16 protein-coding genes are annotated in these 16,657 nt (G+C 68.0%); 13 read left to right on the forward strand and 3 right to left on the reverse strand.

The annotated features are described in order from the left end of the window. Nucleotide 1: 1 nt before the first annotated feature. The 6 genes from C1877_RS09345 (at nucleotide 2) to C1877_RS09370 (ending at nucleotide 7,554) form a co-directional block, all read left to right on the forward strand. On the forward strand, nucleotides 2-922 hold the full coding sequence (locus C1877_RS09345; RefSeq protein WP_015538971.1) for a phosphatidate cytidylyltransferase: 921 nt from the start codon (nucleotides 2-4) through the stop codon (nucleotides 920-922). Between the two features lie 42 nt (nucleotides 923-964). After that, entirely contained in the window at nucleotides 965-2,245 is a 1,281-nt protein-coding gene (dxr, locus tag C1877_RS09350) for a 1-deoxy-D-xylulose-5-phosphate reductoisomerase (RefSeq protein ID WP_114569019.1), read from the forward strand. A gap of 209 nt (nucleotides 2,246-2,454) precedes the next feature. Further along, a complete protein-coding gene (locus C1877_RS09355; protein WP_114569020.1) occupies nucleotides 2,455-3,561 on the forward strand; it encodes a site-2 protease family protein in 1,107 nt (368 codons plus the stop codon). Nucleotides 3,562-4,079: 518 nt separating this feature from the next. Further along, on the forward strand, nucleotides 4,080-5,147 hold the full coding sequence (gene ispG, locus C1877_RS09360; RefSeq protein WP_114569021.1) for a flavodoxin-dependent (E)-4-hydroxy-3-methylbut-2-enyl-diphosphate synthase: 1,068 nt from the start codon (nucleotides 4,080-4,082) through the stop codon (nucleotides 5,145-5,147). Then, the gene (locus C1877_RS09365; protein ID WP_015538969.1) at nucleotides 5,144-6,901 is read left to right on the forward strand and encodes a proline--tRNA ligase; all 1,758 of its coding nucleotides are present in this window, start codon (nucleotides 5,144-5,146) and stop codon (nucleotides 6,899-6,901) included. Before ispG ends, C1877_RS09365 begins: the two co-directional genes overlap by 4 nt. Further along, on the forward strand, nucleotides 6,901-7,554 hold the full coding sequence (locus C1877_RS09370) for an HAD family hydrolase (RefSeq protein ID WP_015538968.1): 654 nt from the start codon (nucleotides 6,901-6,903) through the stop codon (nucleotides 7,552-7,554). Before C1877_RS09365 ends, C1877_RS09370 begins: the two co-directional genes overlap by 1 nt. 76 nt (nucleotides 7,555-7,630) lie before the next feature. Here C1877_RS09370 and C1877_RS09375 read toward each other — a convergent pair whose 3' ends face one another. After that, the gene (locus C1877_RS09375) at nucleotides 7,631-7,927 is read right to left on the reverse strand and encodes a helix-turn-helix transcriptional regulator (protein WP_015538967.1); all 297 of its coding nucleotides are present in this window, start codon (nucleotides 7,925-7,927) and stop codon (nucleotides 7,631-7,633) included. A 266-nt stretch (nucleotides 7,928-8,193) separates the two neighbouring features. Here C1877_RS09375 and accB point away from each other — a divergent pair, with 266 nt between their 5' ends. From accB to C1877_RS09410, 7 genes are all read left to right on the forward strand, one after another. After that, a complete protein-coding gene (accB, locus tag C1877_RS09380; protein ID WP_041238974.1) occupies nucleotides 8,194-10,086 on the forward strand; it encodes an acetyl-CoA carboxylase biotin carboxyl carrier protein in 1,893 nt (630 codons plus the stop codon). Next, nucleotides 10,086-11,438, forward strand: a complete 1,353-nt coding sequence (accC, locus tag C1877_RS09385) for an acetyl-CoA carboxylase biotin carboxylase subunit (protein ID WP_015538965.1) — start codon at nucleotides 10,086-10,088, stop codon at nucleotides 11,436-11,438. Before accB ends, accC begins: the two co-directional genes overlap by 1 nt. Continuing rightward, nucleotides 11,435-11,782, forward strand: a complete 348-nt coding sequence (locus tag C1877_RS09390) for an Asp23/Gls24 family envelope stress response protein (RefSeq protein ID WP_015538964.1) — start codon at nucleotides 11,435-11,437, stop codon at nucleotides 11,780-11,782. The genes accC and C1877_RS09390 overlap by 4 nt, the downstream gene beginning before the upstream one ends. Nucleotides 11,783-11,803: 21 nt before the next feature. After that, nucleotides 11,804-12,286, forward strand: a complete 483-nt coding sequence (nusB, locus tag C1877_RS09395; RefSeq protein WP_114569022.1) for a transcription antitermination factor NusB — start codon at nucleotides 11,804-11,806, stop codon at nucleotides 12,284-12,286. Nucleotide 12,287: 1 nt separating this feature from the next. Then, nucleotides 12,288-12,590 carry an exodeoxyribonuclease VII small subunit gene (locus C1877_RS09400; RefSeq protein ID WP_114569023.1) on the forward strand — a complete coding sequence of 101 codons (303 nt, stop codon included), beginning with the start codon at nucleotides 12,288-12,290 and terminating at the stop codon, nucleotides 12,588-12,590. A gap of 14 nt (nucleotides 12,591-12,604) precedes the next feature. Continuing rightward, nucleotides 12,605-14,479, forward strand: coding sequence for a 1-deoxy-D-xylulose-5-phosphate synthase (gene dxs, locus C1877_RS09405; RefSeq protein WP_114569024.1), 1,875 nt, complete (start codon nucleotides 12,605-12,607; stop codon nucleotides 14,477-14,479). Between the two features lie 154 nt (nucleotides 14,480-14,633). Continuing rightward, nucleotides 14,634-15,686 (forward strand): inorganic phosphate transporter, encoded by a 1,053-nt coding sequence (locus C1877_RS09410; RefSeq protein WP_041238972.1) that lies wholly within the window; start codon nucleotides 14,634-14,636, stop codon nucleotides 15,684-15,686. A gap of 90 nt (nucleotides 15,687-15,776) precedes the next feature. Here the strand turns inward: C1877_RS09410 and C1877_RS09415 are convergent, their stop codons facing one another. Next, a complete protein-coding gene (locus C1877_RS09415) occupies nucleotides 15,777-15,950 on the reverse strand; it encodes a YegP family protein (protein WP_114569025.1) in 174 nt (57 codons plus the stop codon). A 98-nt stretch (nucleotides 15,951-16,048) separates the two neighbouring features. Next, on the reverse strand, nucleotides 16,049-16,564 hold the full coding sequence (locus tag C1877_RS09420) for a GNAT family N-acetyltransferase (RefSeq protein WP_114569026.1): 516 nt from the start codon (nucleotides 16,562-16,564) through the stop codon (nucleotides 16,049-16,051). Nucleotides 16,565-16,657 lie beyond the last annotated feature (93 nt).

The raw sequence follows: 16,657 nt of genomic DNA on the forward strand, positions 1-16,657 counted from the left end.
GATGGAGCCGCGGCGGGCCGACGAGGCGGTTCCGGAAGAGGACGACCGCACGCGCAAGGAGCGGCTCAAGAACTTCGCACAGGACAAGACCCCGAAGAAGCTGAAGAACCCCACGAACTTCCAGGTGCGCTTCCGCACCGGGTTCGTCTACATCGTCGTGTCCGTGGTGTGCGTGCTGGCCAGCGAATGGACCACGCTCGCGCTGCTCGTGGCCATGGCCGGCATCACGGCCGGCGAGTTCTACTACATGCTGCGCCAGGACGCGAAGCTGCCGAACGAGATGCTGGGCATCATCGCCGCCATGCTGTATCCCGTGAGCGTGTTCTTCCTCGGGTTGAACGGGGCGCTGTACGTGAGCCTGGCGCTGCTCTTGGCGCTCATCGTGTGGTACGTGTTCTGGATGCGGGCGCGCGTGCCCGACGTGGGCGTGAGCTTCTTCGGCGCCGCGTACTGCGGCATGCTGCTGTCGGGCATCATCGTGGTGCGCGAGGCGCTGCCGGCGCCCTGGGGCGGCGTGCTGGTGCTGGGCATCCTCTTGAGCGTATGGGCCAACGACTCGTTCGCCTACCTGGTGGGAAGCAAGTTCGGCAAGCACAAGCTGGCTCCGCGCACGTCGCCGAAGAAGAGCTGGGAGGGCTTCTTCGCCGGGCTCGCGGGCTCGGCGGTGTTCTGGTGCCTGATGACGCTCGTGCCCGGCGTGACCATGTCCATCCCGCAGGCCATCCTGTTCGGCCTGGCGAGCGGCCTCATGGGCGTGCTCGGCGACCTGGCCGAGAGCCGCATCAAGCGCAACTCCGGCTTCAAGGACTCCGGCACCATCATGCCGGGGCACGGCGGCCTGCTCGACCGTTGCGACTCGCTGTTCCTGGTGGCCGTGACCTCCGCCATCCTGCTGGTGGCCGGGGGCTGCATACCTTATTAGGCATCGCGCCTGCGTGAACGCGCGGAGCGCAAGGAGGCACGTATGAAACGCATCGTCGTACTGGGGTCGACCGGCTCCATCGGCACGCAGACGCTCGACGTGGCACGCCGCCATGCCGACAAGCTAGAGGTGGTGGCGCTCGCCGCGGGCACGCGTGCGGAGGAGCTGCTGGCCCAGGCGCGGGAGTTCGGCGTGCACCACCTGGCCGTGGGCGACGGGCGCCTGGCGGGCGAGCCGGTGGCCGACGAGCTGGCCGCGCAGGCGCGCGGCGGCGCGCAGCCGGCGACGGATGCGCCGTCGTCGCTGGCCGAGGCCGTGGCGCGCCGCAGCGCGGCCGGCGAGGGCTCGCTCGGGTTCGGCGCGCAGGCCGTGGCCGACCTCGTGCGGCTGCCGGAGGCCGACATCGTGGTGAACGCGCTCGTGGGCGCGGCCGGGCTGCGTGCCAGCTACGAGACGCTGCGCGCGGGCAAGGTGCTCGCGCTGGCCAACAAGGAGTCGCTCGTGGTGGGCGGCGACCTCATCATGCCGCTGGCCGCGCAGGTGGACGCGCAGCGCCGCGCGGCCGGCACGGCGCCCGCCGCCGGGCCCGCCGGGGCGCTCATGCCCATCGACTCGGAGCACGGCGCCATCTACCAGTGCCTCCTGGGCGAGGATGCGCGCGAGGTCGCCCGCCTGTGGGTGACGGCGTCGGGCGGCCCGTTCCGCGGCCGCACGCGCGGCGAGCTTGCGCACATCACGCCCGCCCAGGCGCTCGCGCACCCCACGTGGAACATGGGCGCGAAGATATCCATCGACTCGTCCACGCTCATGAACAAGGGGCTCGAGGTCATCGAGGCGCACCACCTGTTCGCCATGCCCTACGACCGCATCAGCGTGGTGGTGCAGCCGCAGAGCGCCATCCATTCCATGGTGGAGTACTCCGACGGCAGCGTGAAGGCGCACCTCGGCACCACCGACATGCGCATCCCCATCCAGTTCGCGCTGTCGTATCCCGAGCGCTGGGACGCGCCGGTGGAGCCGCTCGACTTCACGAAGCTGGGCTCGCTCGAGTTCGCTGCGCCCGACACCGACACGTTCCGCTGCCTGGCGCTCGCGCGCGCGGCCGGCGAGCGCGGTGGCACGCTGCCCTGCGCCATGAACGCCGCGAACGAGGTGGCCGTGGCGGCGTTCCTCGCCGAGGAGGGCACGTACCTGGGCATCGCCGCCTGCGTGGAGGCCGTCATGGACGCCCATGACGTACAGCCCGTGGAGAGCCTGGAGCAGCTGGAGGCCGTGGACGCCTGGGCCCGCATGAAGGCCCGGGAGTGGATCGCGGGACGGTAGGCGGCAAGCGGGACTTTTAGGCGGCCCCCTTTGCAAGAAAGGGTCGGCTGCGCACACTGCCGCCGTCGGCTTCCCATGTGCATTTTCCACAGGGCTTGTAGGTTTTTCCCGCACATCGGTTCGGGCGGGCTCCCCGTTTCCTATAATGGGCGCAGGCGCGGGAAACCGCGTTGGTTTTCCCAACCTCGCGCTCGAAAGGATTCGAGTTCATGGATATAGTTCTGATGATAATATACGCCACGATCCTGCTCGGGTTCCTCGTGTTCATCCACGAGGGCGGGCACTATCTGGCGGCGCGCGCGTTCGGCGTGCGGGTGACGGAGTTCATGTTGGGCCTGCCGGGGCCGAGCATCGGCTTCACGCGGGGCGGCACGCGATTCGGCGTGACGGCCGTGCCGCTCGGCGGGTACGCGAAGGTGTGCGGCATGGAGGCGGGCGAGATGAGCCCGCACCTCGAGGCCGTGCTCGCCGCGCTCTACCGCCGCGGCACCGCCAACATGGAGGACATCGCGCGCGACTGCGGCATCTCCGACGATGAGGCGTACGATGCGCTCGAGGAGCTGGTGGAGTGGGGCAGCATCAAGGGCCCCACGAAGAAGGACCAGTACAACACGTACCGCGCCGTCGCGACGGCGCCCACGAAGAAGCAGCTCAAGGCCGCGGCGGCGGGGGAGCCGGCGCCGGCGTCCTATGCGCTCGGGCAGGCGCGCCCGGTGGACGACGCGCATGCGTTGTATCAGGGCGAGTACCGCCAGCAGTACCGTGCGCTGCCGTTCTGGAAGCGCTCCGTCATCCTCGTGGCCGGCGTGTTCGTGAACCTGCTGTTCGCCATGCTGCTGTTCGTGCTCATGTACTCGGTGATCGGTTTCGAGGCCCAGAGCCCGAACACCGGCGTGTTCTACCACGCCGCGCTCACGCCGCTGCAGTCCTTGCAGGCCGGCTTCGCCTACATCGGCCAGGTCATCGCCCTGGTGGCCAGCCTGTTCAATCCCGCGACCGCCGCGGACACCGTGTCGAACACCACCTCCATCATCGGCATCGCCGTCATGTCGAAGGACGCGGTGGACATGGGGCTCATGGGCATCTTGAGCTTCACGGCCATGATCTCGGTGTCGCTCGGCATCATGAACCTGCTGCCCATCCCGCCACTCGACGGCGGGCGCTTCGTGGTGGAGGTGTTCCAGAAGGTGTCACGGCGCGTGGTGTCCACGCGGGCGCTCAACTACCTCTCCGCGGCGGGCATGCTGCTGTTCCTAGGATTCTTCCTGATCATGGCGAACCAGGACATCCAGCGGTTCGTGCTCGGGAACTGGTGAGCGGCGACCTCGGGGCCGCCGGAACCCGCTGATCGCCCGGCCGCTTTTGGAATCCGGCCTTCGGGTCCCGGCTTGCCCCGTCGCGCCGGAGGCGCCCTCCGTGCATCCTTGGGATGGGGCCGCAAAGGCACAGTAATCACAGGTTTTCGACGGGCTGTTCCTCTCCCGGGATTACGCCGCTTTCATCATCACCTCGCGAGCAGGGAAAACGTCCGAAGTCCCGGACGAAGCGCGTTCGCGCAGGCGGTTCCTGCCTCGAATCGGTAGAAAATCGGTGATTACTGTGCAACGGGGCCTCGGTCTTGGCTCTCGCTTCGAGCGGCCCGCGCAAGGCCCAGATCGGTACGGCGCACCTTGAATCCCTTCGGGGCACCTGTCGGTTGCTTGCCGGCCGCTTCCGCCGGCCGCTTCCGGTCGGTTTTTGCGGCAGACTTCGTGAAGGGACCTCGGGCGGGCCGCTTTCGGCGGTACAATAGCCCGACATGCGGTTTGAGGCGCTTGAGGAAACGGAGGGGCGGATGCCCGGCACAGCGAAGCCGAACAAGGGGACCCGGCGGGTCATGGTGGGCAGCGTGCCGCTCGGCGGCGGCGCGCCCGTCGTCGTGCAGTCCATGCTGAACGCCCCGGCCGGCGACGTGGCGGCGAACCTCGCGCAGATCGAGGCGCTGGCGGCGGCCGGCTGCGAGGTCGTGCGCATGGCCATCCCGCACAAGGCCGACCTCGACGCGTTCGAGGCCGTGTGCGCCGCCTCGCCGCTGCCCGTGGTGGCCGATATCCACTTCTCGGCCGATATCGCGGTTGAGGCCGCGCGCCGCGGCGCGGCGAAGCTGCGCATCAACCCCGGCAACATCGGGGGCCTCGCCAAGACGGACGCCGTGCTCGACGCGGCGGGGGAGGCCGGTATCCCTATCCGCATCGGGGTGAACGCCGGCTCGCTCGACGTCGAGCTGGCCGCGCGCACCGACCTCACGCTCGCGCAGAAGCTCGCGCGCTCGGCCGCCGACTACGTGCGCTACTGCGAGGGCCGCGGCTTCCGCGACCTGGTGGTCAGCGCGAAGGCCCACGACGTCATGGCCACGGTGGCCACGTACCGCCAGCTCGCCCGCGAGCTGCCGACGTGCCCGCTGCACATCGGCGTGACGGAGGCCGGCACCCTGTTCCAGGGCGTCATCAAGAGCGCCTGTGGCCTGGGTATCTTGCTGGAAGAGGGCATCGGCGACACGCTGCGCATCTCGCTCACCGACGACCCCGTGCAGGAGGTCCGTGCCTGCTGGACGCTGCTCGCGGCGCTCGATTTGCGCCGCCGCGCGCCGGAGCTCGTGAGCTGCCCCACGTGCGGGCGCTGCCAGGTGGACCTCATCGGGCTGGCGCAGCAGGTGGAGGAGCGCATCGCGAACCTGGGCAAGCCGCTCAAGGTGGCCGTCATGGGCTGCGTGGTGAACGGCCCGGGCGAGGCTGCCGACGCCGACATCGGCGTGGCGTGCGGAGCAGGGATGGGCGTGGTGTTTTCCAAGGGAGACGTCGTCCGCAAGGTGGAGGAGAAGGCCATCGTGGACGCTTTGATGGAGGAGATAGGAAAGCTATGACGAACGCGAATATCATGCGCATGAGCGAGCTGTGCGTGCCCACGCTCAAGGAGGACCCGACCGATGCGGAGATCGCCAGCCACAAGCTGCTTCTGCGCGCCGGCATGATCCGCAAGACGGCCTCGGGCGTGTATACGTTCCTGCCGCTCGGCAAGCGGGTGCTGGCGAAGGTGGAGCGCATCGTGCGCGAGGAGATGGACGCCATCGGCTCCCAGGAGATCATGATGCCGGCGCTGCAGCCCGGAGAGCTTTGGCACGAGAGCGGCCGTTGGAACGACTACGGCCCCGAGCTCATGCGCCTGGTGGACCGCCACGACCGCGAGTTCTGCCTCGGGCCCACCCACGAGGAGCTTATCACGGCCCTCGTGCGCAACGAGCTGCGCTCCTACAAGGAGCTGCCGCTCACGCTGTACCAGATCCAGGTGAAGTTCCGCGACGAGATCCGCCCGCGCTTCGGCCTTCTGCGCAGCCGCGAGTTCATCATGAAGGACGCTTACAGCTTCCACGCGAGCCAGGAGTCGCTGCAGAAGACCTACGACGACATGAGCGCCGCCTACGGGCGCATCTGCGAGCGCATGGACATGGACTACCGTCCCGTGGAGGCGGATTCCGGCCAGATCGGCGGCAGCGTGACCTGCGAGTTCATGGCGCTCGCCGAAGCGGGCGAGGCCGAGCTCGTGCACTGCGCGTGCGGCTGGGCGGCCAACGCCGAGGCGGGCGACTGCCTGGCGCGCCCGACCGTCTACGACGTGCCGGCCATGGAGAAGGTGGCCACGCCGGGCGTGCACACCATCGCCGAGCTGGCGGCGTTCCTGGACATCCCCGAGTCCTCCACCGTGAAGGCGCTGTCGGGCAAGAACGACGCGGGCGACCTGGTGGTGCTGTTCATCCCCGGCGACCACGAGCTGAACGAGCTGAAGGCCGAGCGTGTGGCCGGCGGCTTCACGCTGCTCACCGACGAGGACATGGAGGCCTTCGGCCTGCACAAGGGCTCCATGGGCCCGGTCGGCCTGCCCGAGGCCGCACGCGTCATCGCGGCGCGCAGCCTGCAGGCCGTGCCGAAGTGGGTCGTGGGCGCGAACGAGGACGGCTACCACTACGTGGGCGCCCAGCTGGGCGTGGACTTCAAGGTGGACGAGTGGGCCGACCTCTGCATCGTGCAGCCCGGCGACAGCTGCCCGAAGTGCGGCCTGCCGCTGGAGGGCGCGCGCGGCATCGAGGTGTCGCAGGTGTTCCAGCTGGGCGACAAGTACTCGAAGGCCATGGGCGCCACGTTCATGGCGGAAGACGGTTCCGAGCAGCCGTTCCTCATGGGCTGCTACGGCGTGGGCGTGTCGCGCACCATGGCGGCCATCGTGGAGCAGCACAACGACGAGAACGGCATCGCGTGGCCTTTCTCGGTGGCGCCGGCGCACGTGTGCGTGCTGCCGCTCACCGTGGGCGACGACGAGGTGCAGCCGGCGGCCGAGAAGCTGGCCGGCGACCTGGCGAAGCTCGGCCTGGAAGTGGTCATCGACGACCGCAAGGAGCGCGCCGGCGTGAAGTTCGCCGATGCCGACCTCGTGGGCTGGCCGCTGCAGGTCGTGGTGGGCAAGCGCGGCCTCGCCGAGGGCAAGGTGGAGATCAAGCACCGCAAGACGGGCGCGCGCCGCGACATCTCGCTCATGGCGCTCACCGACGCGGTGGCGTTCGCGCAGCGCAACACGAAGGTGTGGGGCTCCGAGGTCGACCTGTTCGGCGGATTGTTCGCCTGATGAGCTCCTTCCCGGACGTGCGCGGGGTGCTGTTCGACCTGGACGGCACCCTGCTCGATACCCAGCGCCTGATTTTGGTTTCGTTCCGCCATGCCGTGGAGACGGTGCTGGGGAAGAGCATGCCCGACGAGCTGCTCATGGCCAAGGTGGGCCAGCCGCTCACGGTGCAGATGTGGGACTTCACGGACGACCAGGAGGTGCACGACGAGCTGCTCGCCGTCTACCGCGACTACAACGCCCGCGTGCACGACGACCTCATCCGCATCTTCCCCGGCGTGCCCGAGCTGCTGGCTGACCTGCGGGAGACGGGGCTGCCCTTCGGCGTGGTGACCTCGAAGCGCCACGAGGCTGCCGTGCGCGGCCTGGCCACGTTCGGCTTGGACGGCGCGTTCGACCTGCTCATAGGCTCCGACGACTGCGCTGCCCACAAGCCCGATCCCGGCCCGGTCCTCCAGGGCTGCCGCCAGCTGGGCCTGCGCCCCGAGGAGTGCGCGTACGTGGGCGACAGTCCCTTCGACCTCCAGGCCGGGCGCGGCGCCGGCTGCCCCACCGCCGCGGTCCTGTGGGGCATGTTCCCCGAAGAGGTGCTGCTGGCGGAAAAGCCGGAGGTCGCATGCCGCAACGTGGAAGAGCTCCGCGGGTGCCTGCTCTAGGGGCTCCTAGCCTGTTCCAGCCGGTCAGGCGTCCAAAACGCCATCCGGGTCGGGCGGGCCAGGCTGGGCTGCGGGGCTAGCCCCTCTCGTTCTCGCCCAGGGAATGGAGGGCTCCTCCGGGGGCCAAAAGGGCGTCGAGGGGGCGCTCGAAAGCCCGTGCGAACTTCACGACCTTCGAGAAGTCGGCGTCTATCAAGCCGTCCTCGATGTCGGTGATGTGGCTTCGGCTGGACCCTACCATGTCCGCCAGCTCCTTTTTCGTCAGGTGCTGGCTTTCGCGCAGGACGCGCACGTTCTCGCCGAACGTGCGCGCGAGGAGTTGGACAAGGGGGTCCTTGCCCAGCATCTTGGCCTGTCGTGACTTCTCCGGCATGATCGAAATCGTAGGCGAGCCTCCAAAGTTGAAAGTATTCAGCTGAATACACTTTGTCTGCGCCGGACGACAAAGCCGCTCATTTCGGGATGCGTGCGGTTGGCCCGCCACCCGCCTGCGCGAAGCACGGCCGTTTGCGCCCCTCGTCCCCCTATTCTGTTGCTTAGCAGTGAATTTCACCCGGCATCTACGCCGCGACCTCAACCTTCCTCTATAATCGGATATTCGATCTTTGACTAACTGCAAATCGAAGGGGGTGTGAGTTCATGCCGAGACTTCAAATCATGGATACCACGATCCGCGACGGCCAGCAGAGCCTCTGGGCCACGCGCATGCAGATCGGGGACATGCTGCCGATCCTGCCGAAGATGGACCGGGTCGGGTACTGGGCTATCGAGGCTTGGGGCGGCGCGACGTTCGACACGTGCCTGCGCTTTCTCGACGAGAACCCGTGGGAGCGTCTGCGATCTATCAAGGCGAACACGCCGAACACGCCGCTCGCCATGCTGTCCCGCGGTCAGAACCTCGTGGGGTACAAGCATTACTCGCGCGAGATCTGCAACCGTTTCATCAAGGCTTCCAAGCGCAACGGCATCCACGTGTTCCGCGTGTTCGACGCCCTCAACGATATCCGCAACGTCGTGGACAACGCCGAGGCCATCAAGGAATGCGGCGGCCACTTCGAGGGCGCCATCTCCTACACCATGTCGCCCGTCCACACGCTTGACAGCTACCTGGAGTACGGCCAGAAGATGAAGGATCTGGGCGCCGACTCCATCGCCATCAAGGACATGGCCGGCATGCTCACGCCCTACCGCACCGAGCGCATGGTGAAGGCGTTCAACGCCGAGATCGGCCTGCCGCTGCACATCCACTGCCATTACGTGGGCGGCATGGCGCCCGCCAACATCATCAAGGCCGCCGAGGCCGGCGCCGCCATCGCGGACACGGCCCACGCGCCGCTCGCCTTCGGCAACTCGCACCCTGCGGTGGAGATGATCGTGGCCGCCCTCCAGGAGAGCCGCTACGACACGGGCCTGAACCTGGACCTGCTGTTCGAGATCGCCGAGTACTGGGAGGAGGTGCGCAAGCGCGGCCACTACAAGCGCGGCGTGTCCTCGCTCACGCACATGAAGGTGTACTCGCACCAGGTGCCCGGCGGCATGATGTCGAACCTGGTGTCGCAGCTGGAGATCCAGAACGCCGGCGACCGCCTGCCCGAGGTCATGCAGGAGATCCCGAAGGTGCGCGCCGAGGTGGGCTACCCGCCGCTCGTCACGCCCCTGTCGCAGATCGTGGGCACGCAGGCCGTGTTCAACGTGCTCACCGGCAAGCGCTGGAGCGTCGTGTCCAAGGAGATGAAGGACTACATCTGCGGCTACTACGGCAAGGCGCCGGGCCGCATGGACAAGGACATCGTGGCCAAGGTCGTGGGCAACTCCGAGATGCTGCCGCCCGATGTGGCCCCCGGCTCGCTCGTGACCACCACGTACTCCCAGGTGGAGGACGAGATCGGCGACCTCGCGAAGAGCGAGGAGGACGTGCTCATGTACGCCCTGTTCCCGAACGAGGCGCGCACGTACCTGAGCAAGCACCGCACATCGGAGAAGGTCGACTTCCTCATGGAGCAGGAGTCGAGCCATACCAAGGAGGACGATTACGTGGACATCAATCAGATTCGCGAGCTGGTTCGCGTCGCCGAGGAGAGCGGCGTCGGCGAGATCGTAGTCGAGGAGGAGGGCACGCGCATCGCCGTGCGCATGCCGGGCACGCTGTCCTCCGACGCCGTGGCGGCTGCAGCCGCCACGGCGTCGGTGGCCGCCGTCGCCCCCGCTCCTGCGGCCGAGGCTTCCGCTTCCGCCGGCGACGGTATCGAGCGCCCCTCCAACTGGTACTGCGTGACGGCTCCCATGGTGGGCACGTTCTACACGTCCCCCGCGCCCGGCGAGCCGCCGTTCGTGCAGGTGGGCGACGAGGTCGCTGCCAACCAGACGCTCTGCATCGTGGAGGCCATGAAGCTCATGAACGAGATCACGGCCGAGGAGATGGGCACGGTGCGCGAGGTGTGCCTCGAGGATGCCTCGCCCGTGGAGTTCGGCACGCCGCTGTTCTACGTCGAGCCCCACGGCGCCCCGGCCCCGGCCCCGGAGACGGCGTAATGTTTAGCAAGATACTGGTAGCGAACCGCGGCGAGGTGGCGCTGCGCATCATGCGCGCCGCCAAGGAGCTGGGCGTGAAGACGGTGGCGGTGTACTCCACGGAGGACGCGGACACCTATCCCGTGCAGTACGCCGACGAGGCCGTGTGCATCGGCCCCGCCCAGGCGAACAAGAGCTACCTCGTCATGCCCAGCATCATCGCCGCCGCCAAGAACGCCGGCGCCGAGGCCATCCACCCCGGCTACGGCTTCCTGGCCGAGAACGCCGACTTCGCCCGCGCCTGCGTGGACAACGACCTGGTGTTCATAGGCCCCGCGGCCGACTGCATCGAGCGCATGGGCGACAAGAGCATGGCGCGCGAGACCATGAAGTCCTGCGGCGTGCCCACGGTGCCCGGCTCCGACGGCTGCATCGACACGGCTGCCGAGGCCAAGGCGTTCGCGGACAGCGTGGGCTATCCCGTGCTCATCAAGGCCACGGCGGGCGGCGGCGGCAAGGGCATGCGCGAGGTGCACGACCCGGCCGACCTCGAGGCCCAGTACCAGGCTGCCCGCACCGAGGCCGGCGCCGCGTTCGGCAACGACGGCGTGTACCTGGAGAAGCTCGTGCTGCGCCCGCGCCATGTGGAGGTGCAGGTGCTGGCCGACGACTTCGGCAACAACCTGGCGCTCTGCGAGCGCGACTGCTCCGTGCAGCGCCGCCATCAGAAGCTCATCGAGGAGGCGCCCTCGCCGGCGCTCACCGAGGACCTGCGCCGTGCCATGGGCGTGGCGGCCATCAAGGCCGTGCGCGCCGTGAACTACAAGAACGCCGGCACGATCGAGTTTCTGCTCGACGAGCGCGGCAACTTCTACTTCATGGAGATGAACACGCGCGTGCAGGTGGAGCATCCCGTGACCGAGCAGATCACCGGCACCGACATCATCAAGGAGCAGCTGCGCATCGCCTCCGGCGAGCCCATCAGCTGCGCCTCCCGCGCTCCGTTCGTCCCGTTCGGCCATGCGATGGAGTTCCGCATCAACGCGGAGGACCCCGCGCACGGCTTCCGCCCGTGCCCGGGCACCATCACCAAGTTCGAGCCTCCGGCGGGCCCCGGCGTTCGGGTGGAGAGCTACGTGCGCACGGGCTCGCGCATCTCGCCCTACTACGACTCGCTCGTGGCGAAGCTCGTGGTGTACGGACAGGATCGCGAGGAGGCCCTTGCGCGTGGCCGCCGCGCCCTCGACGAGTTCGTCATCGAGGGCATCGAGACCACCATCTCGTTCCACCGCCGTGTGCTGGACAACGCCGTGTTCTGCGCGGGCGATGCGACGACCGACTTTATTGAAACCCAGATGGGAGACGTGTTATGAACGAGCTGAACCTTGACGGCATGGCGCTTGCGCCGGGTGTCGTCGAGACGATCGTGTCCATTGCGGCCAACGAGGTAGAGGGCGTGGCCTCCGTGGGCTCCGCCGCCGCAGGCGGCCTGCGCTCCGTGTTCGGCGCCAAGCCGTCCACGCAGGGCATCGACATCGCCGTGGACGAGGACGACAAGCTGGTCATCTCGGTGCGCGTGGACGTGTACTACGGCTACGTGCTGCCCGACCTGGCCGCCAACCTGCGCCAGGCCGTGGCCGATGCCGTGGCGAGCCAGGTGGGGGCGCAGGTCTCCTCGGTCGACGTGTACATCGACGGCATCCAGTTTGCCGGTTAGCCGGAGGTTTGCTGAGCTTCTATGGCTGCTAAACGACATGAACGAACGCGTGCGCGCCGCTCGGCGCTCGCGCTGCTCTACACGAGCGAGATCACGGACGAGGGCGCTACCAAGATCGCCGAGGAAGGCCGCTACCTGGCCGAGGACGGCCCGCTGCCCGACTACGCCACGGCGCTCGTGCGCGGCGTGGAGGCGCACCGCATGGCCATCGACAAGCATCTGGCGGCCACGTCGGAGAACTGGGCGCTTGCGCGCATGCCCATCGTCGACCGCTCCATCCTGCGCCTGGCCACCTACGAGATGATGTACGTGGACGACGTGCCCACCTCGGTCACGATCAACGAGGCCGTGGAGCTGGCGAAGGACTTCGGCGGCGAGGACGAGTCGCCGCGCTTCGTGAACGGCGTGCTGGGCCGCATCGCCAAGATCCTGGACGAGGAGAAGGCGGCGCCGAAGAGCGCCCCGGTGGACGGCGCAGCAGAAGAAACGCCGAAGGAGGCGTGACGTGGCGGGCGAGTCGTATGCGAGCTTCGACCAGGTGAAGGCCCGCCTTGACGAGATCGTCGACGCCGTGGGCTCGAGCGAGATGCCCCTCGACGAGGCGCTCTCCCTGTACGAGGAGGCCGTGGGCCTGGGCCTGCGCGCCAGCGAGCTGCTCGAGGAGAACATCGAGGCCCGGGACGCCGAGGACGGGGCGGAAGACGAGGCGGACGCGACCGGCCGCGAGGCCGGGGCGGGAGCCGCGGGTGAAACCGAGGCCGCAGGCCCGGACGCCGAGGCGTCCGCGACGGCTGCGGCCCAGGCGTGACGGGAGGCGTGACCATGGACCATCGCATTCTCGACGTGATCTCGTCGCCGGCCGACCTCAAGCTGCTGGACAACGAGGAGCTTTCCATCCTCGCCCGCGAGATACGCGAGGAGATCGTGGCCGTGACGTCGGAGACGGGCGGGCACGTGGGCTCGTCGCTCGGCGCCGTGGAAATTATCCTGGCCGTGCACAGCATGCTGGACTGCCCGCGCGACCGGTTCATCTTCGACGTGGGGCACCAGGCCTATGCGCACAAGCTGGTCACGGGGCGCCTCGACGAGTTCAAGTCGCTGCGCACCTACGGCGGCCTCTCGGGCTTCCCGAAGCCTGGCGAGAGCCCCTACGACGTGCACCCCTCGGGCCATGCCTCCGACTCGCTGTCGGTGGCGCTCGGCCTGGCGAAGGCGCGCGACCTCTCGGGCGGCGACAACAGGGTGGTGGCGCTGATAGGCGACGCGGCGCTCTCGGGCGGCATGGCGTTCGAGGCGCTCAACCATATCGGGCAGGCGCAAACCCCGATGGTGGTCATCCTCAACGACAACGAGATGTCCATCTCGCGCAACGTGGGCGCGCTCATGAAGCACCTCGGCTACATGCGCGCCTCCTCGCAGTACCGCCAGACGCGCGACTCCGTCCAGGAGAGGCTGGAGAGCAGCGGCCCCTTCGGCGAGGCGCTCGCGAACTTCGGGCGCAACATGAAGGAGTCCATGAAGCAGTTCGTGCTTCCGCGCACCATGATCTTCGAGCAGCTGGGCATCCTGTGCACGGCGCCCATCGACGGCCACGACATCGGCGCGCTCAAGGAGACGCTCGCCATGGTGCTGGCCACCGATGCCCCCGTGCTCATGCACGTGGTGACGAAGAAGGGCGCCGGCTACGATCCGGCCGTGCGCAACCCCGAGAAGTTCCACGGCATCGCTCCGTACGACGTGGCCACCGGCGCCGTGAGGAAGAAGCCGGCCGCCGCCCCCTCGTACACGAGCGTGTTCGGCGAGGCGCTTGCGGCCGAGGCGCGCAAGGACGAGCGCATCGTGGCCATCACGGCCGCCATGAAGGACGGCACGGGCCTGGCGGGCTTCGCCGAGGAGTTCCCGAGCCGCTTCGTGGACTCGGGCATCGCCGAGGAGCACGCCGTGGGCCTGGCCTCGGGCCTGGCCATCGGCGGCAAGAAGCCGGTCGTGGCCATCTACTCGACGTTCCTCCAGCGCGCGGTGGACCAGCTGATCATCAACAACGCGCTGCCGAACCTGGACGTGGTGTTCGCCATCGACCGCGCCGGCGTGGTGGGGGAGGACGGCCCCACGCACCACGGCATGTTCGACCTCGCGTACACGCGCATGGTGCCGCATATGCGGGTGCTCGCCCCGTCGAACGAGGCCGAGCTCGTGCACGCGCTGCACACGGCGCTGGCGCTGGGAGGCCCGTTCGCCATACGCTACCCGCGCGGGGCGGCCGAGGGCGTGCCGCTGCCTGAGGAGCCCCAGGTGCTGGAAGTGGGGAAGGCGCAGGTGGTGCGCGAGGGCGCCGACGTGGCCATCCTTGCGTTCGGCCGCATGGTGGGCCGTGCGCTGGGCGCCGCGGAGCTGCTGGCGGCGCGCGGCATCGATGCGCGCGTCGTGGACATGCGCTGGGCGAAGCCGCTCGACTCCGACGCCATCGAGCGCGCGGCGCAGACGCGCCTCGTGGTCACGGTGGAGGGCGGTATCGTGTCCGGCGGCGCGGGCGAGGGCGTGCTGGGCGAGCTCGCGCGCTTGGGGCGGGCCGTGCCCGCGCTCACGCTGGGCATCCCCGATACGTTCGTGCCGCAGGGAAAGGCCGATCTGCTGCTTGCCGACCTGGGCCTCGACCCCGAGGGCATCGCCCGCTCCATCGAGGAGCGCATGCAATAGGAGCGACTTTACCTAAACTTGATCTTTCCGTTGCCTTGACTTGACAAAGCACCGCTATCATAAAATTCCGTGTGCTTTGTCACCGAAGCCGTGAAAGGGATCCCAGGTTGAATACTCTTGCCGATCGGCGTCCTTCGTTTGAGGGGGAGTCCGCGTGAGCTACGATTTCGCCTCGTTCGCTGCAGCGTTCGTCAGCGACCCCATACTCGCCCTCATCGTCATCCTGACGCTGGGCGCCACCGTGGTGAACGGGGCGACCGACGCCCCCAACGCCATCGCCACCGTCGTGGGCACGAAGGCCATGAAACCCACGCCGGCCATCGCCATGGCGGCGATATGCAACTTCGTCGGCCTTGCCGGCATCACCATGGTCTCGTCGGCCGTGGCCGCCACCATCTTCAAGATGGTGGACTTCGGCGGCGACAACCACGCCGCCCTCGTCGCGCTGGCGGCGGCCATGGTGGCCATCATCGTATGGGGCGTGGCGGCCTGGTACTTCGGCATACCCACGTCGCAGAGCCACTCGCTCATCGCCGGCATCACCGGCGCGGCCATCGCCCTGCAGGGGGGCCTGGGCGGCGTGAACGGCGGCGAGTGGATGAAGGTGGTATACGGCCTGGTCATCTCCACGGTGCTCGGGTTCGGCACGGGGTGGCTGTTCACGCGCCTCATAAAGAAGGCGTGTCGGCGCGCCGAGCGCTCGAAGGCGAACTCGTTCTTCAAGTGGGCGCAGATCGTGTCCGGCGCCGGCGTGGCCGTGCTGCATGGCGCGCAAGACGGCCAGAAGTTCCTGTCGCTGTGCATGCTGGGCATCATGCTGGCCATGAGCGGCCAGTCGGGGGGCGACGTGTCGTTCCCGTTCTGGCTCATCATCATGGTGTCGGCCGTGATGGCGCTCGGCACGGCCGTGGGCGGCAAGAAGATCATCAAGTCCGTAGGCATGAACATGGTGAAGATGGAGCAGTACCAGGGCTTCGCCGCCTGCCTTTCCGCCTGCTTCTGCATCGGGCTGGCCACGTTCACGGGCCTGCCGGTGTCCACCACGCACACGAAGACCACCGCCATCATGGGCGTGGGCGCCGAGAAGAGCCTGCGCAACGTGAAATGGGGCCTTGCCGGCCGCATGGTGGGCACCTGGGTGCTCACGTTCCCCGGCTGCGGCCTGCTGGCGTTCGCGTTCACGCATCTGTTCCTGGTGTTCTTCTAGGGGGATTGGGCGGGGCGTCCAACCAGGTTGTAGACGGGAGCCCTTCGCAGCGTCGATCGGTTCCGCTGGCCGTGAGGCCAGCGGAACGAGCTAATCCTCTTCCACGACTTCCGCTTCGGGGGCGTTCTTCCTCACGCTCTCGATGCCCTTCTTGCAGGATTCCTTGGACTTGTAGTGCTGCGACGTGGCAATGACCTCGCCGTTGTCGGCTTTCATCACGAAATGGCATCCCGTGTCGGACGTTTTGATGACGAACTTGCCCATTGGACCGCTCCTTCTCCTCGACGATACCGGAATCATATACCCCGTTTCACCGGAAGGAGCGGCGCGGCGGGCGGTTTCACCGAAGGTTGAACGACATCCTATGCGCCGATGCGCTTCTCCATGATGAAGTCGTCCATGATGAAGCCCTGCCCGATGTCGGTTTCCACGGAGTCGATGGTCTCGAACCCTTTGCCCCGGTACGCGCGCACGCCCAGGTCGTTGTGCTTGTTCACCGTCAGGTACAGGGCCGCGAGGCCGCGTGCGCGGCACAGGTCCTCGTAGAAGCGGATGGTCTGGCTGGCGAACCTGTGCCCGCGCTCCTCGGCCCGCAGGTAGATTTTCGAGATGAAGAAGCGGTTCGTCTCGGGCTCGACGCGCCCTCCCGTGTAGCCCACCGTGCGGCCGTCCTCGGCGGCGCGCAGGAACCAGTACTCGTAGGCGTGCTCGGCCAGGTCGCGCTCGATGGCTTCGAGGCTCTGGAACTGCTCCACCATGTAATCGGTCTGGGCCTCGCCGATGAGGGCGGGCCAGTACTCGTGCCAGATCTCGCTGGCAAGCGCCGCCAGGGCGGCGCGGTCCTCGGGCGTTTCGACGGGGACGAACTCGATGGTCATGCGACGGTCCTTTCTCTCGCGTGTCCCCTCCACTATACCGCAACGGAGCGTACCGCCATCGTCCCCGCAGGCCGATTCCCCGAGCTTGCAGCC

It is taken from the genome of Gordonibacter pamelaeae (assembly GCF_003340385.1).
Taxonomy (GTDB): domain Bacteria; phylum Actinomycetota; class Coriobacteriia; order Coriobacteriales; family Eggerthellaceae; genus Gordonibacter; species Gordonibacter pamelaeae.